Annotated in this window: 21 protein-coding genes; 11 read left to right on the forward strand and 10 right to left on the reverse strand. The window is 64.4% G+C overall.

Annotated features, from left to right (window positions below; genetic code table 11):
* The first annotated feature begins 144 nt into the window (after positions 1–144).
* Positions 145–372, forward strand: coding sequence for a DUF2093 domain-containing protein (locus LMTR3_RS03005; protein WP_057842324.1), 228 nt, complete (start codon positions 145–147; stop codon positions 370–372).
* 118 nt (positions 373–490) lie between these two features.
* Here the strand turns inward: LMTR3_RS03005 and lpxK are convergent, their stop codons facing one another.
* The 6 genes from lpxK to LMTR3_RS03035 form a co-directional block, all read right to left on the reverse strand.
* Positions 491–1492, reverse strand: coding sequence for a tetraacyldisaccharide 4'-kinase (gene lpxK, locus LMTR3_RS03010; RefSeq protein ID WP_065743585.1), 1002 nt, complete (start codon positions 1490–1492; stop codon positions 491–493).
* Positions 1485–2789 (reverse strand): 3-deoxy-D-manno-octulosonic acid transferase, encoded by a 1305-nt coding sequence (locus LMTR3_RS03015; protein ID WP_065743586.1) that lies wholly within the window; start codon positions 2787–2789, stop codon positions 1485–1487. Before LMTR3_RS03015 ends, lpxK begins: the two co-directional genes overlap by 8 nt.
* Complete coding sequence (locus LMTR3_RS03020; protein ID WP_065743587.1) at positions 2782–3495, reverse strand: lysophospholipid acyltransferase family protein; 714 nt, start codon at positions 3493–3495, stop codon at positions 2782–2784. The genes LMTR3_RS03015 and LMTR3_RS03020 overlap by 8 nt, the downstream gene beginning before the upstream one ends.
* 12 nt (positions 3496–3507) lie before the next feature.
* Positions 3508–3756, reverse strand: a complete 249-nt coding sequence (locus LMTR3_RS03025) for a DUF4170 domain-containing protein (RefSeq protein ID WP_065743588.1) — start codon at positions 3754–3756, stop codon at positions 3508–3510.
* A gap of 93 nt (positions 3757–3849) precedes the next feature.
* Complete coding sequence (locus tag LMTR3_RS03030) at positions 3850–4659, reverse strand: inositol monophosphatase family protein (RefSeq protein ID WP_065743589.1); 810 nt, start codon at positions 4657–4659, stop codon at positions 3850–3852.
* Complete coding sequence (locus LMTR3_RS03035; protein ID WP_065743649.1) at positions 4646–6046, reverse strand: TldD/PmbA family protein; 1401 nt, start codon at positions 6044–6046, stop codon at positions 4646–4648. The genes LMTR3_RS03030 and LMTR3_RS03035 overlap by 14 nt, the downstream gene beginning before the upstream one ends.
* A 274-nt stretch (positions 6047–6320) precedes the next feature.
* Here LMTR3_RS03035 and LMTR3_RS03040 point away from each other — a divergent pair, with 274 nt between their 5' ends.
* Entirely contained in the window at positions 6321–6848 is a 528-nt protein-coding gene (locus tag LMTR3_RS03040; protein ID WP_065743650.1) for a DUF6101 family protein, read from the forward strand.
* Between the two features lie 159 nt (positions 6849–7007).
* On the opposite strand, the gene ubiA is transcribed toward LMTR3_RS03040, so the two are convergent.
* Both ubiA and LMTR3_RS03050 read right to left on the reverse strand, forming a co-directional pair.
* Complete coding sequence (gene ubiA, locus LMTR3_RS03045) at positions 7008–7937, reverse strand: 4-hydroxybenzoate octaprenyltransferase (RefSeq protein ID WP_065743590.1); 930 nt, start codon at positions 7935–7937, stop codon at positions 7008–7010.
* Positions 7938–7947: 10 nt separating this feature from the next.
* Positions 7948–8601 (reverse strand): hypothetical protein, encoded by a 654-nt coding sequence (locus LMTR3_RS03050; RefSeq protein ID WP_065743591.1) that lies wholly within the window; start codon positions 8599–8601, stop codon positions 7948–7950.
* 208 nt (positions 8602–8809) lie between these two features.
* Here LMTR3_RS03050 and LMTR3_RS03055 point away from each other — a divergent pair, with 208 nt between their 5' ends.
* The 6 genes from LMTR3_RS03055 to LMTR3_RS03080 all read left to right on the forward strand — a co-directional run bounded on the left by LMTR3_RS03055 (position 8810) and on the right by LMTR3_RS03080 (position 15015).
* A complete protein-coding gene (locus LMTR3_RS03055; protein ID WP_065743592.1) occupies positions 8810–9607 on the forward strand; it encodes a 16S rRNA (uracil(1498)-N(3))-methyltransferase in 798 nt (265 codons plus the stop codon).
* A 370-nt stretch (positions 9608–9977) separates the two neighbouring features.
* A complete protein-coding gene (locus LMTR3_RS03060) occupies positions 9978–11144 on the forward strand; it encodes an ATP phosphoribosyltransferase regulatory subunit (RefSeq protein ID WP_065743593.1) in 1167 nt (388 codons plus the stop codon).
* Entirely contained in the window at positions 11141–12118 is a 978-nt protein-coding gene (gene hisG / locus LMTR3_RS03065) for an ATP phosphoribosyltransferase (RefSeq protein ID WP_065743594.1), read from the forward strand. Before LMTR3_RS03060 ends, hisG begins: the two co-directional genes overlap by 4 nt.
* Before the next feature lie 75 nt (positions 12119–12193).
* Positions 12194–13240, forward strand: coding sequence for a glycosyltransferase family 2 protein (locus tag LMTR3_RS03070; protein ID WP_065743595.1), 1047 nt, complete (start codon positions 12194–12196; stop codon positions 13238–13240).
* Positions 13237–14073 (forward strand): ChbG/HpnK family deacetylase, encoded by an 837-nt coding sequence (locus LMTR3_RS03075; protein WP_065743596.1) that lies wholly within the window; start codon positions 13237–13239, stop codon positions 14071–14073. Before LMTR3_RS03070 ends, LMTR3_RS03075 begins: the two co-directional genes overlap by 4 nt.
* 132 nt (positions 14074–14205) lie before the next feature.
* Positions 14206–15015 (forward strand): DUF2076 domain-containing protein, encoded by an 810-nt coding sequence (locus LMTR3_RS03080; RefSeq protein WP_065743597.1) that lies wholly within the window; start codon positions 14206–14208, stop codon positions 15013–15015.
* Positions 15016–15093: 78 nt separating this feature from the next.
* Here LMTR3_RS03080 and LMTR3_RS03085 read toward each other — a convergent pair whose 3' ends face one another.
* On the reverse strand, positions 15094–15888 hold the full coding sequence (locus tag LMTR3_RS03085; RefSeq protein ID WP_065743598.1) for a L,D-transpeptidase: 795 nt from the start codon (positions 15886–15888) through the stop codon (positions 15094–15096).
* Positions 15889–16198: 310 nt separating this feature from the next.
* Between LMTR3_RS03085 and LMTR3_RS03090 the strand changes: the two genes are divergently transcribed.
* Positions 16199–16969, forward strand: coding sequence for a protein phosphatase CheZ (locus tag LMTR3_RS03090; protein ID WP_065743599.1), 771 nt, complete (start codon positions 16199–16201; stop codon positions 16967–16969).
* Between the two features lie 164 nt (positions 16970–17133).
* On the opposite strand, the gene LMTR3_RS03095 is transcribed toward LMTR3_RS03090, so the two are convergent.
* Positions 17134–17640: a hypothetical protein gene (locus tag LMTR3_RS03095; protein ID WP_028351508.1), complete on the reverse strand. Its 507-nt coding sequence runs from the start codon at positions 17638–17640 to the stop codon at positions 17134–17136.
* Positions 17641–17993: 353 nt separating this feature from the next.
* On the opposite strand from LMTR3_RS03095, the gene LMTR3_RS03100 reads away from it, so the two are divergent.
* Together LMTR3_RS03100 and groL are read left to right on the forward strand one after the other, a co-directional pair.
* Positions 17994–18290 carry a co-chaperone GroES gene (locus LMTR3_RS03100; RefSeq protein WP_065731467.1) on the forward strand — a complete coding sequence of 99 codons (297 nt, stop codon included), beginning with the start codon at positions 17994–17996 and terminating at the stop codon, positions 18288–18290.
* A 159-nt stretch (positions 18291–18449) separates the two neighbouring features.
* The gene (gene groL / locus LMTR3_RS03105; protein WP_028351510.1) at positions 18450–20096 is read left to right on the forward strand and encodes a chaperonin GroEL; all 1647 of its coding nucleotides are present in this window, start codon (positions 18450–18452) and stop codon (positions 20094–20096) included.
* The last annotated feature ends 298 nt before the right edge of the window (positions 20097–20394 follow it).

Here is a 20394-nt window from a genome sequence, read left to right on the forward strand (position 1 = left end):
CACGCTATCATGCAGGTGGGCACAAAACCATCACAAGTAGGTCAGTTTGCGGGGCGGACAGTACGACCTATTTATGATAGATCGAATTTGGAAAATACACTTGACGCCGGCCCGCGCGGGCCGGCCCTCTCGGAGAGTTTGACGGTGCTCAATAAATTCGGCCCCTCGGGCCATGGCGAAGCGCAGGTGCAATATCTGGACGGCGATTTCCGCGTGATCTCGCCGGGGACCTATGTGCGCTGCGCCGTCACCGACGTGCGGATTCCGCTCGACGAATTGAAGTATTGGAGCGTCGATCTGCAGGAGGCCTATTCGGTTCCGGGCGCGGTGCTGCAGCGGCACTTTCCCGGCGCGCTGAAGACGCAGGGTTAATTGTAGGGTGGGAAGGCGCAACGCGCCGTGCCCACCATCTATCGTCGTGTCTTGAATGGTGGGCACGCGGAGCCTGTCATCGGGCGCGCGTTCGCGCGACCCGTTGGCTTTGCCCACCCTACGGGCTAGCCTTCCTCTCACGCGCCTTGAATAGCCGGTCGGCGACGAATTTTCGCAGGCGCGCAGGATCGTCGAACTCTAGCGTTACCGCGAACGGCACGATGTGCTGCCGATCGCGCAGCCGCGCCAGGTCCTTTTCCGTTGTCACCAATGCCAGCCCGTCGCGCTCGGCCTCGGTAATCAAGCCTTCGATCTCAGTCTGTGAATACGGATGATGATCGGCGAAGGCCTGCTGCCTGACGACATTGATGTCGCTTGAGCGCAGCGTGTTGAAGAATCGCACGGGATCGCCGATGCCGGCAAATGCCAGCACGCGCTTGCCCCGAAGCGCGGCGACCGGCGCGTCATCCGGCTTCAGATGCGCGCGCAGTACCGGCTTGCCCTGTGCGGCAATCTCGGCGGCCACCGGCTCGGCAGCGCTGCCGTTGCCGACAATGATCAGCGCGTCGGTGCGCGCCAGTTGCGGCCGCAGCGGCGCGCGCAGCGGACCGGCGGGAAACACCTTCCCGTTGCCAAGTCCGCGTTCGCTGTCGATCACGATCAGGGATGCGTCCTTGACGATCGACGGATTCTGGAAGCCGTCGTCCATCAGGATCACGGTCGCGCCTTGCGAGCGCGCCAGCGGCACGCCCTCAGCGCGTTTGCGCGACACCACGACCGGCAGATGGCCTGCCAGCATCAGCGGTTCGTCGCCGACATCGGCCGCCGCATGCCGCTCAGGATCGACCCGGACCGGCCCGCGCAATTCGCCGCCATAGCCGCGGCTGAGCACGACCGGCGTCTCGCCGAGGTCGCGCATGAGCGTCGCCAGCGCGAGCACGGTCGGCGTCTTGCCGGCGCCGCCGACGTTGTAATTGCCGACGCAGAGCACCGGGATGCCGGCATTCAATCCCTTGCGCTGCAGGCGCTGTGCGGCGATGGCGCCATAGAGCGCGCCGAGCGGTTTCAACAGATGCGAGTTGAGCGACGACGGGCCGTGCCAGAAGCCCGGCTCACGCATTGCCGGTTCCCATCTCGATCCGCAACTGCAGCAGATACGGCTCGAGCGCAGAGAGCGTTCGCTCCAGCGCGCCGCCGAGCTGACCGACCACGCGCTCGGATGCGGTGAGCACAGCTTCGCGCGCCCTGGGATCGGCGAGCATCTGCCCGAACTGCTTGACCAGCGCCTCCTGCGTATCGGCCTGCCGCGCGCCGCCCGCTGAATCGAGGGCTTCGTAGACGTCGGTGAAGTTGAAGACGTGAGGGCCGTGGACGATCGAGGCGCCGAGCTTGATCGCCTCGATCGGATTCTGCCCGCCATGCTCGACCAGCGATCCGCCCATGAACACGATCGGCGCCAGCCTGTAGAACAGTCCCAGTTCGCCCATGGTGTCGGCGACATAGATGTCGGTCGTGGCGGTAGGCAAGTCCTCATGCGAGCGCAGGGTCGGATTGAGGCCCGAAGCGGAGATCATGCGCGCGATGGCCTCGCCTCGATCGGGGTGCCGCGGCACGATCACCGTCAGCAGCCCCGGGAAGAATCCGGCGAGCGTGCGGTGGGTCGCCGTCACGATTTCTTCTTCGCCGGGATGGGTGGAGGCCGCGACCACCACCGGGCGGCCGCGCGTCATCGACATCAGCATATCCAGCTTGTTGGCGTCGGCCGGCGGCGCCGGAACGTCGAGCTTGAGATTTCCCGTGACCATGACGTTGCGGCTGCCCAGCGCGGCAAAGCGATCCGCATCGGTCTGCGACTGCGCCAGGCAGATGTCGAACTTGTCGAGCAGCGCCGAAATGGTGCCGGCAACCCGGCGCCAGCGCGGAAACGAGCGCTGCGACATCCGTCCATTGATCAGCACCATCGGCAGCCGCCGCGCGGCACTCGACAGGATCAGGTTCGGCCAAAGATCGGACTCGATGAACAGCGCCAGCGACGGACGCCAATGATCGAGGAATCGCGCGACGTATCGCGGCGAGTCATAGGGAACATATTGATGGATGACGTCCGGGGGGAACCGCTTGGCGACGATCGCAGCCGAAGTCACCGTGCCCGACGTCAGCAGGATGCGCAGGTCCAAGGCCCGCAGCCGCTCGATCAGCGCAGCCGCCGCCAGCACTTCGCCGACGCTGGCGCCGTGAATCCACACCAGAGGCCCTGCGGGGCGAAGATCGGCGCTCATGCCGCGGCGTTCGCCGACCCGCGCCGGGTCTTCCTTGCCGAGCTTCAAGCGCCGGTTGATGACGGCAGGCGACAACGGAACCATCACGGAGGACAGTTTCCGGTAGACGCGCAACGTCATCGGCAGTGGATCAGCCAAGAGCTGCCTCCGGACGCCCGACAGCCGCGTAGGCGCGACGAGTCGCTTCGTTCAGCAGAGCTTCTACCTGAAGGCGCAGCTTTTCCATAGTCTCGGAGTCGGCGTCCGGCGGCACGTATATATGTTCAATGCCTACCACGGCACCGCGCCCGAATGGCAAATTGATGGTGGTGGAGTCCCAGTTTTTCAACCGGATGAACCGGCTGGTCACCATCGCAAACGGCATGATCGGCCGGCCAGACTCCCGCGCCAGCATGATAATGCCAAGCCCGACCACCCGCGCGCGCTTCGGCACGTCGGCGGTGGTAGCGACGTTCCATTTGTCTTCCAGCGCCTGCAGCATCTCGCGGAACGCGCCGACGCCGCCCTTGCGGTGGAAGGCGCCACTATGATCGCCGGAGCCCCTGATGGTTCCGATGCCGAGCCGCTCGGCGGCGATGGCGTTGAACTCGCCGTCGCGGTGTCGCGAGATCAGGACCTTGGCGCGGTGGCTCTCCTTGGTCTTGATGAACGGCGTCATGAAATGCTGGCCGTGCCAGAACGCGAAGATCGCCGGCATCTCCGGCTCGACGATGTCGTAGATGTTGGCAGGGTCGTAGCTGAAGCGGTTGGTCAGCCAGACCAGCCGCAGATATTCGGCCGCGAGCACACCCAGCGCGCGCTGAACCCAGGTGCTGCGCAGCAAATCGCGAAGGAGGCGTTTCAACTGCAGGACTTCTTAACTGGAGGACTTCGCGTCTTGACCTGGGTCGAGCAACCGGTGGAGGTGAACCACGAAGTAGCGCATGTGGGCGTTGTCCACGGTCTGCTGCGCCTTCGCCTTCCAGGCCGCGTAAGCGGATGCGTAATTGGGATACACGCCGACGATGTCGACCTGGTCGAGGTCCTTGAACGTGACGTGTTCGAGATCGGTCAACTCGCCGCCGATGACGAGGTGCAGCAATTGCTGCGGGGCACTATCTGGCATGATGGTCCTTCCTAACGAAGTGCCCGGCGAGCAAGATCGATAATGTGAATCGCGGTATGAACGGGATGATTTGTGGCACGGATTTCGACCGATTCAGGGCAACCGACGATCCCGGAAGTGCTCGACAATGCGCGCATGCCGATCGTATCCCGCCGCCACCAGCACCCCGTGCACCACCTCCCGGCGATTATACTCAATCGCATCCCCCGAGAGCGCGGTCATTCTACCATTCGCTTCCTGCACGATCAAATTCGCCGCGGCAAGATCCCAATCGCGGCTCTGGCCGCCTGCAAAAGCGGCATCGAGACTGCCGTCCGCAACCCGGCACAGCCGCAGCGCCAGCGATCCGATTCGCGGATGCAGCGTGATGTCGTCCGGTGACGAGCTCAGCCGCTGCACTAGCGGCTTTGGGCCGGCCATGCGGGAAAAATCGAGCACCGTTCCTGCGGATGCACGGACCCGCTTTTCGTTCAGCATGGTGCCCTTGCCGCGCATTGCGAAGAAGAATTCGTCGCTGGCGGGCGCGAAAACCGCCGCCAGTACCGGCGTTGAACCCGAAACCAGCGCCACGCTCACGCACCAGTCGTCACGATGCGCAAGATAGGCGCGGGTGCCGTCGATCGGATCGACGATCCAGACCAGTTCCTTGCCGAGCCGTGTGTCGTCATCGACGCTTTCCTCGGACAGCCAGCCATAATCCGGCGTCGCCGCGCGCAGCCGCCGTTCGACGAGCTCGTTGACGGCGATATCGGCCTCGGAAACCGGCGAGGAAGCGCCCTTGGTCCAGTTCTTCAATTCGGTGCGAAACAGCGATAGCGCCAGCGCGCCGGCCTCGCGTACGGTGTCCTTCAGCAGCGCGGCATCGCGCGCCCAGATCCGGTCGGCGATATCAGCGTCCGCCAAGCGTCAGTCCCTCGATGCGCAGCGTCGGCGCGTTGACGCCGTAGCGGAATTCCAGGTCGTTGGCGGGAACCAGCGACTTGAACATCGCCAACAGGTGGCCCGCGATCGTCACCTCGCTGACGGGGTAAGTGAGCTCGCCATTCTCGATCCAGAAACCGGAGGCGCCGCGGCTGTAATCGCCGGTCACGCCGTTGACGCCGGAGCCGATCAGGTCGGTGACGTAAAAGCCCTGCTTGATGTCGGAGATCAGTTCCTTCGGCGTCATCGCGCCGGGTTCGAGATGCAGATTGTACGATCCGGGCGACGGCGACGACGAGACGCCGCGATGGGCATGTCCGGTCGTGACCATTCCGAGCTCGCGGGCGGTGGCGCAGTCCAGCAGCCACGTGGTCAGCACGCCCTCGTCAATGAGCGCAAGCTTCTTCACTCTGACGCCCTCGGCGTCAAACGTCTGCGAGCGCAGGCCGCGCACGCGCAAGGGATCATCGATGATGCGGATGTTCTTCGAAAACAACTGCTCGCCGAGCTTGTCCTTGAGGAAGCTGGTCTTGCGGGCAATCGAAGCGCCGTTGATAGCGCCGACGAGATGGCCGACCAGCGACCCCGAGGCCCGGGGATCGTACACGACCGGCACCTTACAGGTCTCGACCTTACGCGGATTGGCGCGCGCCACGGTACGCTCCCCTGCCCGGCGGCCGACGCTTTCGGGCGAATCGAGGTCGGACGCATGCGGAGCTGAGGTGAAGTCGTAATCGCGCTCCATGCTGGTGCCTTCGCCGGAGATCGCGGTCACCGAGATGCCGTGGCTGGAGCGCAAATATGAGCCGTGGAATCCGGTCGAGGTCACCAGCACCATGCCGCCGATGCCGTTCGAGGCAGACGCGCCGCTGGATTTGGTCACGCCCTTGACCGCAAGGGCCGCGGCTTCCGCTTCGACAGCGCGGCGTTCGAGTTCGCTTGTCGTCGGAATATTACGGTCGAGCAGATCGAGCTCGGCGAACTCGCGCGCGAGCAGCGAGGGATCGGCAAGGCCGACATATTTGTCGTCGGGCGCGACGCGAGCCATTGCGACCGCCCGCTCGGCGAGCCTGGCGACGCCGTCGCCGGAAATATCGTTGGTCGAGACCACCGCCTGACGCTGGCCGACCAGCACGCGCAACCCGACGTCGTCGCCTTCGGAACGCTCGGATTCCTCGACCCGGCCATCGCGCACCTCGACGCCTTGCGAAACCCCGCGCACCGCGACCGCGTCTGCGGCATCCGCGCCGGCACGCTTGGCGGCCTCGACCAACCGCTGCGCCAGCGTCGAGAGCGCCGATTGATCGAACAGGTCGGAAGTTGCAGGGGTCTTCGAAAGCGGCGAAGCCGTGGATGGTGAAGAGTTCACAAACAAAATCCCTGACATTGAAGGGGGTCGGACGCCGGCCGGCAAGGCCCTCAGATGTGCCCGATTCACAGGGATTTCAAGCATTTTGCGACGCCAAATACCAAACATTTTCGGCATCTGCGCAAGGTCTCGTCAATCATGTGAGCCAAGGTCTTGTCAATCATGCTGGCGGGTGACTTTGGATTAACCAGGCTTTTTAAGGCGAAACGGAAATCGCTCGGCTAAGGTCTCGCGTATCGACCGGGAACATAATCCCGGCGGGGAGATGAGAGCCGTGAGGCGTCAAACAGCAATAAGCGGGATCAATCCCGCCGGGTCGAGCCGTTCACTGCGGCTCGACCCTCTTTCTCTGCCGCTCAGCTTCCATGCGCACGACACCCGTGCGGACGGCGGCGTGCGCAGGGTCGAACTTCACCGCGAGCGCGTCGTGCTGCACCGTGCCGTCCAGGGCATGCGGATGGCGATCAACGTCCGCGTCAGCGATTTTCTCGGCGTCGCGCTGCGTGGTCTCGACGACGATGCACAGATGCTGGTGCTGGCGCATCGCGACCCGTCTTTGAACATTCCCTTGTGCGTGAGCTCCGACGACGAGGAGATCGCCTCCGCCTGGCAGATGTGGAGCGACATCTTCGCGCTGCCGCTGTTGGCGGAAGATGATCACCGCGAACCGGCCGCCCGCCGCCGCCGCCACAACGCCATCCGCGCCCGCCGCGCGAAATTCCTGGTGCGGCGCCGGGACGGCAATCTCGCCAACAGCGAGACCGTTCATCGGGACGAACGCGAGATCATCGCGCGGGATTAACCTCGTCATTGCGAGCCACCGGGGCGGCCCTTCGCGCCGACCCGGTGGCTCGCAATGACGTTGAAGTACCGAAGTCCCGCAAGCTGTCATACCGCGCGAAGGCGGGGTATCCAGTACGCTGCGCTAGCGCGCCTTTGCCCACCCTGCAAGATTTACGAACTAAGCGCGCATCACCGCGTCAATCAACAGTCCCGCAAACAGCAACAGCCCTGCATCGCGGTTCGACTTGAACAGGCGCAGGCACAGCGCGGGATCGCCTATGTTCAACCGCCCGATCTGCCAGGCCAGATGCGCAGCGAACGCAATCAGCCCGATCCAGGCCGGCCAGCGCGCGCCGCCCAGCATCAGTGCGACGCCGATCAGGATCACGGCGAGCGAATAAAGCACCGAGAGTGCCCGATGGGTGCGCGCGCCGAACAGGCGCGCGGTCGACTTGATGCCGATCAGCGCGTCGTCCTCGGTGTCCTGATGGGCGTAGATCGTGTCGTAGCCGATCACCCAACTGATCGAGCCGGCGTAGAGCACGAGCGCAGTGAGATCGATCCGTCCGAGCGTGACCGCAAATCCCATCAGCGCGCCCCAGGAGAACGCCAGCCCCAGCACCACCTGCGGCCACCAGGTGATGCGCTTCATGAAAGGATAGACCGCGACGATGACGAGCGAGGTGATGCCGGTCAGGATCGCAAAGCTGTTGAACTGCAAGAGCACCGCGAGCCCGATCAGCGCCTGCAGGACCAAAAAGGCGAACGCCTGCGTCACGCTGATCTGACCAGCGGGCAGCGGCCGCGACCGCGTGCGCTCGACGCTGGCGTCGAGGTCGCGGTCGGTGATGTCGTTCCAGGCGCAGCCGGCGCCGCGCATCACAAAGGCGCCGATGAAGAACAGCACGATCACGAGCGGTAATTGCGAAATGTCACGCGCGACGCCGGCGGCCAGCGCCGCCGACCACCAACACGGCATCAGCAACAGCCACGAGCCGATCGGACGGTCGTAACGGGAAAGCCGCAAGTAAGGCTGCGACCAGGACGGCGCACGCGTATCGACCCAGTTGCCGGTCGCATCGGCAACCCGGGTAGACGCGTCGCTCATCGGATCGTGGTCATCGCGCGAGAACGTTGCCGTTCAGCGTATCGAAGGTGCTGCCACCCTTCCTGACCGTCTGCGCTTCGGGGAGCGCCGCGGAGGACCCGAGCACCTCGCTCAGGCTCGGGCCGGCCGGCCGCTGCGTCCGCGCCTGTTCCGCCACCCCGCAAACCTGCTTCTGCATTTTCTCGGTGTTCTTGTGGCCGTTCTTGAGCTGATCGGCGATCTGCGGCGGAATTCCGCACTTGGCCGAGTTGGTCTGGACATACTCGATCATCTTCAATTCGGCCTTGCCGAAATTTCCGATCAGCTTGCAGGCTTCATCCGGCGGCGCCTTGCGGTCGCTCGCAGCCTTGATCAGCTTGCCGCGCCGCTCGGCTTCCTCACGCAGGGGAACGAAGCCCTGCATGCAGGCGTCCGCCGCACCGCTGGCCTGTGGCGGCGGGCCGCTGAATCCTCTGGAAACCGGGGCAGCGCCCTGCGACGGGAACGGCGACGGGGCGCCGACCGAGGCCGATGGTGCCGCGCCATTCACCGGCGGAAATGGCGAATTCGCGGGTGCGGCGCTCTGGTTCGGCAACGGCGCCGGAAACGCACCTTGCGCAAACACGTCGCCCGCATGAACGGTCACGACGACAGCGGTCAGCGGCACAATCAGGCGGCGGATCATCAAGGGCGTATCTCCGGCGAGGTCCAGGCAGCTCCAACGTCTTCGAAAACGAAGCGGATTTGCGGTAGGCACTTTTACGATTCCTGCCGACGCTTAACAACCCGTTGATTGGGGCAGCAGCGCGGCGCAAGGGCGCCCCGGAAGTTAAAAATAGCGTCCGGATTCTAGCGCTTTAGGCTAAAAGCAGCGCGGAAACGGAATATTACGGATGCCTGAGCTCGATTTTCGCGCCCCGCGCCTGTTCGTCGACGCCCCCTTGCGGGAGGGCGAAAGAATCGCGCTGGAGCGCAACCAGAGCAATTATCTGGGCAATGTGCTGCGGCTCGCGGCCGGCGAAACCATTTTGGTGTTCAACGGCCGCGACGGCGAGTGGCAGGCTGCGATCGAGGGCCGCAAGCGGCCCGACGGCTTGAGCATCGTCGCGCAGACGCGGCCGCAGGACCGCCTGCCCGACATCGCCTATGTGTTTGCGCCGCTGAAACACGCGCGCCTCGACTACATGGTGCAGAAGGCGGTCGAGATGGGCGCCTCAAGCCTGCAGCCGGTGTTGACGCGGCACACCCAGGTCTCGCGGGTGAACGGCGAGCGGATGCGCGCCAACGTCATCGAGGCCGCCGAGCAATGCGGAATCCTGAGCCTTGCAGACGTTGCCGAGCCGATCGCGCTGAACCGCTTTCTCGACAAGCGCGAAGCCAGCCGCCTGCTGGTGTTCTGCGACGAGGCGAGCGACGTCGCCGGTCCGGTGCAAGCGCTGCAAGCGGTGCAGGCCGCGGGCTCCGGCATCGACGTATTGATCGGCCCCGAGGGCGGCTTTGCCGGCGAGGAGCGCGAGCTTCTGTTGCGCCAGCCGAGCATCCTCAGGCTGTCATTGGGCCCACGGATTCTGCGGGCCGATACGGCAGCCGTGGCCGCCCTGGCGCTGGTGCAGGCGGCGCTGGGTGATTGGCGGAATAGTCAGGGACGCACTGACGGAAGGGTTCCCTCCCCCCTTGCGGGGGAGGGTTAGGGAGAGGGGTGCCGCTTGCTCCGCTGCCCGACGGGAGTGCGACACCGGGCTCTCAGCGCGGGCGTGGCGGGCGCAATGGATTTGTTGCAGTTGAGCCCGATCTCTTCCGTTTGAGTGCGCGGCTTACCCCTCTCCCCAACCCTCCCCCGCAAGGGGGGAGGGAGCCTGGCGAGCGTGCTCACCTCACGTTACGGCCTCAGCTCGCATCCAATTCATTGCCGACCCCGCTTGGCCCTGCCACCCCCCATTAATTCAGTTGGCCAATCCCTGTCGAAACGCAGCCCGGGCCGTGCTAAGGCCTGCGCCAACAGGCCCCGGAACCCGGGGAGCCTCAAACGAACCCGGATTTTTCCGGATATTTGGACGTAAGATGACCGCGACCGCTGCCGTCAGAGGTGCTGCCGGGTCCGCCGCCTGGGCGGACGCGCTGCTATTGTCGTTTGCACAAGGCGGCTACGTCCAAGCTCACCCGGACATCCTGCAGCCGGCCGAGCCGTTCCTCGACCTTTCCGGCGAGGACATCCGCAAGAGCCTGTACCTGACCACCGATCCCTCCGGCGAGGAACTCTGCCTGCGCCCCGACCTCACCATTCCGGTGGCGCGGGACTATCTCGCCTCAAGACGCGCCGGAAAGCCGGCGGGCTTCAGCTATCTCGGGCCGGTGTTCCGCTATCGCGGCGGCCGTCCCAGCGAATTTTTGCAGGCCGGCATCGAGTCCTTCGGCCGGCAGGACCGCGCCGCGGCGGATGCCGAAATGCTGGCGCTGGCGCTGCAAGCGACCTCGGCGTTCGGATTGAAGGATGTCGAAATCCGCACCGGGGACGTCGCGCTGTTCAATGCGCTGATCGACGCGCTCGCGCTCTATCCCGTCTGGCGGCGGCGGCTGATCAAGGATTTCAACCGCAAGGTCAGCCTGGCGCAGGACATTGAGCGGCTGACGCTTGCGACCGCGCCGGGCCATAGTGAATATGAGGGCGTGCTGGCGGCGCTCGCCGGCTCCGACCGCAAGGCAGCGCTGGCGCTGGTCACCGATTTGATGTCGATCGCCGGCACCACCAATGTCGGCGGACGCACGGTCGACGAAATCGCCGATCGCTTCCTCGAACAATCGACGCTGAAGGGCGGTGCACTGCCGCGCGACGCCCTCGATACCATCAAGCGCTTCCTGGCGATTGCGGGCGATCCCGATGAATCGGTTAAGCAATTGCGCGCGCTGGCATCAGATGCCAAGCTCGATCTGACCGCGGCGATCGACCAGCTCGAAAGCCGCGTCGGCTTCATGGCCGCGCGCGGCATCGACACCAAGCGGACGCGCTTCTCCACCTCGTTCGGCCGCGGGCTCGACTATTACACCGGGTTCGAGTTCGAACTGCATGCGAAAGGCAACGACGTCGAGCCGCTGGTGGGGGGCGGACGCTATGATGGCCTGATGACGCAACTCGGCTCGCCGACGCCGATTCCGGCGGTCGGATTCTCGGTGTGGATCGAGGCCTTGATTCAGCACGGCAAGCCCGCTTCGCAAGGGAGCGCCGCATGAGCGCCCCTTTCGTCCTCGCCGTTCCCTCCAAGGGCCGCTTGCAGGAAAACACCGAGGCGTTTTTCACGCGCGCGGGGCTTGCCCTGGCAAAACCGCGCGGCGCGCGCGACTATCGCGGCACCATTGCAGGCCTCGACAATGTCGAGATCGCCTATCTCTCGGCGAGCGAAATCGCTTCCCAACTGGCGCGCGGCATGGTGCATCTCGGCGTCACCGGCGAGGATCTGTTGCGCGAAAGCATTCCCGATGCCGACAAGCGCGTGCTGTTGATCGACAGTCTCGGCTTCGGCAGCGCCAATGTCGTCGTCGCGGTGCCGCAGGCCTGGATCGACGTCCGCACCATGGCCGATCTCGACGACGTCACAACCGGCTTCCGCGCCCAGCATAACCGGCGGATGCGAGTCGCGACCAAATACATCAACCTGACGCGCAACTTCTTCGCCGCCCATGGCGTGGTCGACTATCGCATCGTCGAAAGCGCCGGCGCCACCGAAGGCGCGCCCGCCGTCGGCACCGCCGAGATGATCGTCGACATCACGACGACCGGCGCGACGCTCGCCGCCAACGGGCTGAAGGTGCTCGACGACGGCGTGATTTTGCGCAGCCAGGCCAACCTCGTGGCCTCCCGCGATGCCGACTGGTCGGCTGAAGCCCGCGAGACCGCGCGCGTCATCCTCGATCACATCGCAGCTCGAGCCCGGGCCAGCAAATATCGCGAGGTGCGCACCCGTTTCGCCGGCTGCAACGAGGCGTTGCTTAACGAGGCGCATAACCGCTTTGGTGTGGTGGCGCCGTTCGGCGGGCCGACCTCGTCCGGCATGCTCACGCTGCACTGCCCGCCGATGCATCTTTACGCGCTCGGCAGTTTCCTGCGCGAGCACGGCGCCGACACGGTTTCGATTGCCTCGCTCGACTATGTGCTCGACCGCGAAAACCCGCTATTTGCCAGGCTCGAGACGTTCCTGCGGCAATGATGCTGCCGTTTCGTTCATCGTTGCGACAGCTTCTCGCAGGTAGCATATACGGTTGGATAATCTGGGACCTGATCGATGACGCTCGGCTCTGACGTTTCCCGCCTGACGACGACCGCAGCCAGCGCGGCGGCGAAAGGCTTGTCGATTGTCGTGCCGCTGTACAATGAGGCGGCAGGACTCGCTTTGTTGCACGAGCGGTTGATCGGGCTCGTCAAGACGCTGAAGGCGCGCTACGGCCTCGTCTGCGAAGTGGTCTATGTCGACGACGGCAGCGCCGACAACACGCTGGCGATCGCGCGTTCGCTTGCCGCCGATGCGCTCGACGTGCAGATCGTCTCGCTGTCGCGCAATTTCGGCAAGGAGGCAGCCCTGATGGCAGGGCTCGACCATGCCCGCCGCGGCGCTATCCTGTTCATGGACGGCGATGGCCAGCATCCGCCGAGCCTGGTAGAAGAGCTCGTCGCGCACTGGATCGATGACGGCTACGACGTCGTCTATACCGCGAAGGCGCATCGCGACAATGAATCGTTCCTGCGCCGCCAGGCCGTGCACGGCTTCTACGCGCTGATCAATTGGGGCGCGCGGCAGAAGATCCCCGAGGACGCCGGCGATTTCCGCCTGCTGTCGCCACGCGCGGCGGCCGCGCTGCGGCAGTTGCCAGAGCGCAACCGCTTCTTCAAAGGCCTGTCGAACTGGATCGGCTTCCGCCAGATCCGCGTCGATTACGAGCCGGCGCCGCGCGCGCACGGCGTCACCACGTTCAGCCCGGGCCGGCTGATCGGCCTGTCGATCGAGGGATTGACCTCGTTCTCGGTCGCGCCGCTGCGCTTTGCCAGCCTGCTCGGCGTGCTGCTCGCCATCAGCGCCTTCCTGTTCGGCCTCACCATTCTCTGGGAAGTCTGGACCACCGGCAAGCAGGTCCCCGGCTATCCCTCGCTGATGATCGGCATGATGACGATAGGCGGCGTGCAGCTCATCATGATCGGCATTGTCGGCGAATATATCGGCAAGATCCTCTCCGAGTTGAAGGCACGTCCGATCTACTTCGTCGCCGAGCACAACGAGAAGCGTGCCGATGGCGAGACGGCGGCCAGCGCCAGCGAACGGACCGCCGCCGAATGAACGATGCCGCGCCGCCGCGCCGGATCTGGCTATGCGCCGACGATTACGGGCTGGCCGAAGGCGTCAACCGCGCCATCCGCGATTTGATCGGCCGCGGCCGTCTCAATGCCACCTCGGTGATGGTGGTCGGCGCCGCGATCGGGCGCGCCGAAGTCGCCGCGTTGCAGGAAGTTGCGGCGGCGAGCCCACGCTGCGCGATCGGGCTGCATGCGACGCTGACTGCGCCGTTTCGTCCGCTGACGATGCACTTCAGGCCGGTCGACGGCGGCTTGTTCCTGCCGTTTCCGAAGCTGCTGCGCGCGGGCCTGCTGCGGCGGCTCGATTCCGAGATGATCGAAGACGAACTCGCAGCCCAGCTCGCAGCCTTCAAGGACCTGTTCGGCCGCGCGCCCGATTTCGTCGACGGCCACCAGCACGTGCAACTCTTCCCCGGGGTGCGCGACGCTTTTCTGCGCGCGGTCAAGGAGGCGGCCCCGAGCGCCTGGGTTCGCCAGGGCGGACGCCTCAAGCCGTCGCTCGGCGCGCCCAAAGCTTTGGTGCTCGACATTCTCAGCGCGCAATTCCGCAAGCGCGCCGCCCATGCAAAAATCGCGTTCAACCCCGCCTTCGCCGGCGCCTATGATTTTTCGAAAGAGCCCGATTTCGGCGTGCTTATGGGACAGTTTCTCGAAGGGCAGCCGGAAGGTGGACTCGTGATGTGCCACCCCGGCTTTGTCGACGAAACGCTCGAGGGCCTCGATCCCCTGACCACCCAGCGCGAGGCGGAACACGCATTTCTGGCAAGCGATCGATTCCCGACATTGCTGGCGGCGAATAAAGTCACATTGAGTTGACAGCTATCTGCGAAAGTCGCCTGGCGTTTTGTCGCATACCAAAATTTAATTCGGCCGCCCACTACTTGCGACACAAAGCCTTCCTTACATCTTTGGGCGCGTCGATCACGATTCGACGCGAGGGAGAGGGCCATGACACCGCAAGAACGCCAACTGATTGACGATCTTTTCGACCGGCTCGCCAGGCTGGAGAGCGCCAAGCGCGATCCGGAGGCCATGTCCGCAATCATGGAGGGCCTGCGCAACGCACCCAACGCGGTCTATGCGCTGGTGCAAACCGCGCTCGTGCAGGACGAGGCACTGAAGCGCGCCGACATGCGCATCCAGGAATTGGAAGCGGCGGCGGGCCAGCAAACCCAATCCGGCGGCTTCCTCGATTCGATGCGCGACGCGATCTTCGGGCAGAATCAGCAGTACGGCCAAAACCAGGGCTCCGTGCCCAACGTACGCGCGCCAGACATGGGCGGCCGCCCGACCTGGAACAGCGGCCAGGTGCTGCAGCAGACGCAGCCGCCCGGACAACATAACCAGCCGGCCTACGGCCAGCCCTATGGCGCGCAGCAGCAGCCGCAGCAGCAAGGCGGTGGTGGTGGCGGCTCTTTCCTCGGCACGGCGGCGGCAGCCGCAGCCGGCGTGGTCGGCGGATCGCTGCTGCTCAACAGCATTCGAGGGATGATGGGTGGCGGCAATCATCAAGCGTTCGGCGACACGGCGAACCACAGCGGCGGCGTCGAAGACCGCAGGCCGTGGGGCGACCAGTCCGGCGGCGATCTCGCACGCGAGGCCGGAATCAACGACATCGGGTCGTCGAGCCGACGCGCCGACAACAATGATGACAGTGGTTCGCGGCAGGGATTCTTTGATTCTGCCTCGCACGACGAAGACGACGACATGGATCACGATTCCGATGGTTTTGACGGCGGCGATGGCGATTACGCCTGACGCGCATCGGCGATGAAAACGAAACGGCCGCCCGATAGGGCGGCCGTTTTTTTGCTTCGTAGCCCGGGCTACCCGAGATCAGATCACCACCACTTTCGCGCCGACGCCGACGCGGCCGTAGAGATCGATCACGTCCTCATTGCGCATGCGGATGCAGCCGGACGAGACATTGGTGCCGATGGTCCAGGGCTCGTTGGAGCCGTGGATGCGATAGAGCGACGATCCCAGATACATCGCGCGCGCGCCGAGCGGATTTTGCGGACCGCCTTCCATGTGCCGCGGCAGATCGGGGCGGCGCGCCAGCATTTCCGGTGGTGGCGTCCAGGCCGGCCATTCCTTCTTCGCCGAGATCGTCTTGACGCCCGACCAGGTGAAGCCGGGACGGCCGACGCCAACGCCGTAGCGCAGCGCCTTGCCGTCGCCCTGCACCAGGAACAGGAACTTGTTCGGGGTGTCGATCACGATGGTGCCCGGGCTTTCCCTGCCGTGATATTCGACCACCTGCTTTTCATATTTCGGATCGAGCCTGTGCTGCGCGGGGTCGAATGCGTCCTCCTCCTCGCGCCGCATCGACTGCTGCGGATCCATCGGCGGCAGCAGCGCGCGCCGCCCGCCATAGCCGTAATCCGGCTGCTGCTGATAAGCCGGCGCTCGTTGATAGCGCCCGCCCTGCGGCGCATCGCCGAACAGGAATTCGATGAAGCCGCCGCCCATGTTGGAGCGTTCGGCAGAAGCCATGCGCACCGGCGCCGGTTGGCGGGCGTAGATCACGGTGGGTTCAGTTGATGAGGAAGCGTCGATCGCTGCAGCCTCACCGGCGAAGCAAAGGCAAGATACGCTCGCGAGGAGCGCAACAAGGATTTTTCCGGACATCGACGTACTCTGTACTGTTCGTCACTGCGGGGGCGGCTGGGCAACGGCGCGATGAACGCCGCGGCGCGCGATCAATACAAATCAAAACCTAATCGGTTTGGTAAACAGAAGCCGCGTTTCGATTCACCACGTCGGCAAGCGCGCCCGGATTTGTCCGGTAGCGTTTATTTTGCGTGAACGTGGGCCCCTCATGGTTAATCGGTGGTGTGCGGCAGCGGGCAAAGCGCCAACGCGCGATATTGCGCCGTGAACCTGACGTTAAATCGCCATGGTTTAAAACACGCGGGCAATAAAGGGGTGGGAAAAACTCATGTCGGTAAATCGCAAACGTTTTCGTATCGAAGCCATTCTGGGCGATGCGCCAATTGTCATGCCTACAGAAGGCGGCGAGATCGGCCCGATGCATCGCGAGATCATGGCCGAGCTGCGCGCGATCCGGTCACAGATGGCCGGCTTCGGCCACGCCCGCGCCGCTTCGACCGAGAGCGCGGACATTATCCGCGAAGTCGCCGAGTCCCACGCGCTTCTGGAAACCTATCGCGCGCAGATCGAGCAGTGCGAGAAGCTGAAGGTCGAGCTTGACCTCATTCACGACGCCATCAACCGCACCAAGCGCGAAATCGCCACCCTGCACGGCAAGAGCTTTGACGGCCAGGAAATGGCCAAGGTCAACGGCGAACTCGGCGCCGTCGTCGGCGGTACCGAACAGGCCACCCAGCAGATTCTGGAAGCCACCGAAGCGATCGACCAGGCGGCGACCGCGCTTTCCAAGAACATTTCTCCGGACCAGCAGAAGCTGCTCAGCGAGGATATCCAGGAACGCGTCGTTTCGATCTTCGAGGCCTGCAATTTCCAGGACCTCACCGGCCAGCGCATCAGCAAGGTGATGAACACGATGAAGTTCATCGAACAGCACATCGTCGAGATGATGGAAATCTGGGGCGGCGTCGATGCCATCAAGGCGCACGCACCCCCGATCGTCGATACCCGCGAAGGCGATGCCAAGCTGCTCAACGGCCCGAAGATGGACGGCGACGACGGTCACGCCTCGCAGAACGACATCGACGCCCTGTTCGATTGATCGGGCTGGTTAACGCGGGCTAAACAAAACGCCGGCAGCGATGCCGGCGTTTTTTTGTTTTGCACTGTCATTCCGGGATGGTGCGTCAGCACCAGACCCGGAATCTCGAGATTCCGGATTCGATGCTTCGCATCGCCCCGGAATGACGCCGCCTAATCCACGCCTCACGCCCGCGGCGCGCAGCGGACATAGACCATGTTGCCGTAACGGACCGCGGCATCCTTTTCGATGAAGCGAGTGACCATGACGCGGCCGTCGAACGAGACGATCTCGCGGTCCTGGTCGCCGCCGGCCGGACCGGGCGGGCCGATATAGTTCTTGCCGCTCGGACTGCCTTTGAGGCGCAGTTCCTGCGGCGTCGCCTGATCGGCCAGATGCATGACCACGCCGCCATTGGCGCCGGCGCCGATCACGTAGGGCTGCTTGCACTGGCCGCGCGCCGCGGCCTCGGTGCGGGCGCGGTCATTGGGATTCTGGAACGAGGCGAGGCCCCAGCGGCCGACGATCTCGTCGGCGCGGACGGTTGCCGGCATTTCCGGCGCGACTTCGGGCTCGGGCGGCGGACTGGACGACAGCGACGGCAGGCTCGTGCTGCACGCCGCCAGCAAGATCGAAAGCGCCGACGCGATCGCCAGATTGGCAACCGTACGCGCATTACGTGAGCTGATCATCGCATTCCCCCGAGCAATCACTTGGCCGCTCCCGTCAAGCAGCCGATAAACAGCCAAGCGCAAAAAGCCTGCCGGAGCAATGACGTCGGTTAAAATGACGCCGCTGCACCGATTTGGTTTCCGAAGCATCATCCTATATTGGCCTCACCAAGGCTTTAATCTCCTTGTTTGCTTGACAGGATCGGCGCCAAGACATATTCCCCGGCCCCACGTTTAGCACTCAAATACAACGATTGCTAAGGGTTGTGCTGCCCCGCCCCGGGGCGGCGTCGAATACCGGCATTCCCAGCCATTTTCGAGTGGTACAGACCCGAAACCCCAGGCCTTCCAGAGGAACTTCAAGAGGAGACGTCATGGCTAAAACCAAATTCCGTCCACTGCACGACCGCGTCGTGGTCAAGCGCATCGATGCCGAAGAGAAGACCAAGGGTGGCATCATCATTCCCGACAGCGCCAAGGAAAAGCCGTCGCAGGGCGAAGTCACCGCCGTGGGCCCGGGCGGCCGCGACGAGGCCGGCAAGCTGATTCCGATCGATGTCAAGGTCGGCGACCGTGTGCTGTTCGGCAAATGGTCGGGCACCGAGGTCAAGCTCGACGGCGAGGAACTCCTGATCATGAAGGAGTCCGACATCATGGGCGTGCTGACGTAAGTCGACAGATCCGAGCGCTTGCCGCGCTCTCAGGTGTCATGCCCGGACTTGATCCGGGCATCCATCATTCTTCGAAGCGGATGGATTGCCGGGTCAAGCCCGGCAATGACGAGTGAAAACCGGCGAGCGCATCAATTCAATTATTGAGGAGTCCAGAACATGGCTGCCAAAGACGTTAAATTTTCCGGCGACGCCCGCGACCGCATGCTTCGCGGCGTCGACGTTCTCGCCAACGCGGTGAAGGTGACGCTCGGTCCGAAGGGCCGCAACGTCGTGATCGAGAAGAGCTTCGGCGCTCCGCGCATCACCAAGGACGGTGTCACCGTCGCCAAGGAAATCGAGCTCGAGGACAAGTTCGAGAACATGGGCGCGCAGATGCTGCGCGAAGTCGCTTCCAAGACCAACGACACCGCGGGCGACGGCACCACCACCGCCACCGTGCTGGCGCAGGCGATCGTGCGCGAGGGCGGCAAGGCGGTCGCCGCCGGCATGAACCCGATGGACCTGAAGCGCGGCATCGACATCGCGGTTCACGCCGTGGTCAAGGACCTCGAGAAGCGCTCCAAGCCGGTCGCCGCCTCCTCCGAGGTCGCCCAGATCGGTACCATCTCGGCCAATGGCGACACCGCGATCGGCAAGATGATCGCGCAGGCGATGCAGAAGGTCGGCAATGAAGGCGTGATCACGGTCGAGGAAAACAAGTCGCTCGAGACCGAGGTCGACATCGTCGAGGGCATGAAGTTCGACCGCGGCTACCTGTCGCCCTACTTCATCACCAACGCCGAGAAGATGACCGCCGAGTTGGAAGACGTCTACGTGCTCTTGCACGAGAAGAAGCTGTCCGGCCTGCAGTCGATGCTGCCGGTGCTGGAGGCCGTGGTGCAGTCCGGTCGTCCGCTCCTGATCATCGCCGAGGACGTCGAGGGCGAGGCGCTGGCGACGCTGGTGGTCAACCGCCTGCGCGGCGGACTGAAGGTCGCCGCCGTCAAGGCGCCGGGTTTTGGCGATCGCCGCAAGGCGATGCTGGAAGACATCGCGATCCTGACCGGCGGTCAGCTCATTTCCGATGAACTCGGCATGAAGCTCGAAAGCGTCACCATCAACATGCTCGGCCGCGCCGGCAAGGTGGTGATCGACAAGGAAAACACCACGATCGTCAAGGGCGCCGGCAAGAAGAAGGACATCGAGGCCCGCGTCACCCAGATCAAGGCGCAGATCGAGGAGACCACCTCGGACTACGACCGCGAGAAGCTGCAGGAGCGCCTTGCAAAGCTCGCCGGCGGCGTCGCGGTGATCAAGGTCGGCGGCGCGACCGAGGTCGAGGTCAAGGAGAAGAAGGACCGCGTCGAGGACGCCCTCAACGCGACCCGCGCGGCCGTTCAGGAAGGCATCGTGCCGGGCGGCGGCGTGGCGCTGCTCCGCGCCAAGAAGGCTGTCGGCCGCATCAACAACGACAATTCCGACGTTCAGGCCGGTATCAACATCGTGCTGAAGGCGCTGGAAGCCCCGGTTCGCCAGATCTCGGAAAACGCCGGCGTCGAAGGCTCGATCGTGGTCGGCAAGATCCTGGAGAACAAGTCGGAGACTTTCGGCTTCGACGCCCAGACCGAGGAATATGTCGACATGGTCGACAAGGGCATCATCGATCCGGCCAAGGTGGTGCGCACCGCGCTGCAGGACGCTTCGTCGGTGGCCGGCCTTTTGGTGACCACCGAGGCCATGGTCGCCGAACTGCCGAAGGAGCCCGCCCCGGCGATGCCCGGCGGTGGCGGCGGCATGGGTGGAATGGGCGGCATGGGCTTCTAAGCCCCGCCCCTTCTCACGCCAACCAATCGAAGGCCGCCTCCGGGCGGCCTTCTTTTTTGGCTCACGACACGAGAGCGAACGAAACAGGCCGGCCACCACGGCGTAAGAGACAAGCTGCAATCTCACGTTATGCGGGCAAGCTGGCAGGGCTCCCTCCCCCCTTGCGGGGTCCTTGCGGGGGAGGGTTGGGGAGAGGGGTAAGCCGAGCACTCGAACGAAGAGATCGGGCGAGCATGCGCCAAACTATTAACCCCGCGACCAATTCTAGTGTCACGCGTTCGTCGCACAGCGGACCAAG

Source organism: Bradyrhizobium sp. LMTR 3 (genome assembly GCF_001693485.1).
Lineage (GTDB): Bacteria > Pseudomonadota > Alphaproteobacteria > Rhizobiales > Xanthobacteraceae > Bradyrhizobium.

What these genes read in the sequence shown, in the direction of transcription:
- lpxK (WP_065743585.1), bottom strand. Translation starts at nt 1,492, where the DNA reads ATGCGTGAGCCGGGCTTCTGGCACGGCCCGTCGTCGCTCAACTCGCAT.
- LMTR3_RS03025 (WP_065743588.1), bottom strand. Translation starts at nt 3,756, where the DNA reads ATGCCAGATAGTGCCCCGCAGCAATTGCTGCACCTCGTCATCGGCGGC.
- ubiA (WP_065743590.1), bottom strand. Translation starts at nt 7,937, where the DNA reads ATGAGCGACGCGTCTACCCGGGTTGCCGATGCGACCGGCAACTGGGTC.
- LMTR3_RS03050 (WP_065743591.1), bottom strand. Translation starts at nt 8,601, where the DNA reads ATGATCCGCCGCCTGATTGTGCCGCTGACCGCTGTCGTCGTGACCGTT.
- LMTR3_RS03055 (WP_065743592.1), top strand. Translation starts at nt 8,810, where the DNA reads ATGCCTGAGCTCGATTTTCGCGCCCCGCGCCTGTTCGTCGACGCCCCC.
- LMTR3_RS03060 (WP_065743593.1), top strand. Translation starts at nt 9,978, where the DNA reads ATGACCGCGACCGCTGCCGTCAGAGGTGCTGCCGGGTCCGCCGCCTGG.
- hisG (WP_065743594.1), top strand. Translation starts at nt 11,141, where the DNA reads ATGAGCGCCCCTTTCGTCCTCGCCGTTCCCTCCAAGGGCCGCTTGCAG.
- LMTR3_RS03070 (WP_065743595.1), top strand. Translation starts at nt 12,194, where the DNA reads ATGACGCTCGGCTCTGACGTTTCCCGCCTGACGACGACCGCAGCCAGC.
- LMTR3_RS03075 (WP_065743596.1), top strand. Translation starts at nt 13,237, where the DNA reads ATGAACGATGCCGCGCCGCCGCGCCGGATCTGGCTATGCGCCGACGAT.
- LMTR3_RS03080 (WP_065743597.1), top strand. Translation starts at nt 14,206, where the DNA reads ATGACACCGCAAGAACGCCAACTGATTGACGATCTTTTCGACCGGCTC.
- LMTR3_RS03085 (WP_065743598.1), bottom strand. Translation starts at nt 15,888, where the DNA reads ATGTCCGGAAAAATCCTTGTTGCGCTCCTCGCGAGCGTATCTTGCCTT.
- LMTR3_RS03090 (WP_065743599.1), top strand. Translation starts at nt 16,199, where the DNA reads ATGTCGGTAAATCGCAAACGTTTTCGTATCGAAGCCATTCTGGGCGAT.
- LMTR3_RS03095 (WP_028351508.1), bottom strand. Translation starts at nt 17,640, where the DNA reads ATGATCAGCTCACGTAATGCGCGTACGGTTGCCAATCTGGCGATCGCG.
- LMTR3_RS03100 (WP_065731467.1), top strand. Translation starts at nt 17,994, where the DNA reads ATGGCTAAAACCAAATTCCGTCCACTGCACGACCGCGTCGTGGTCAAG.
- groL (WP_028351510.1), top strand. Translation starts at nt 18,450, where the DNA reads ATGGCTGCCAAAGACGTTAAATTTTCCGGCGACGCCCGCGACCGCATG.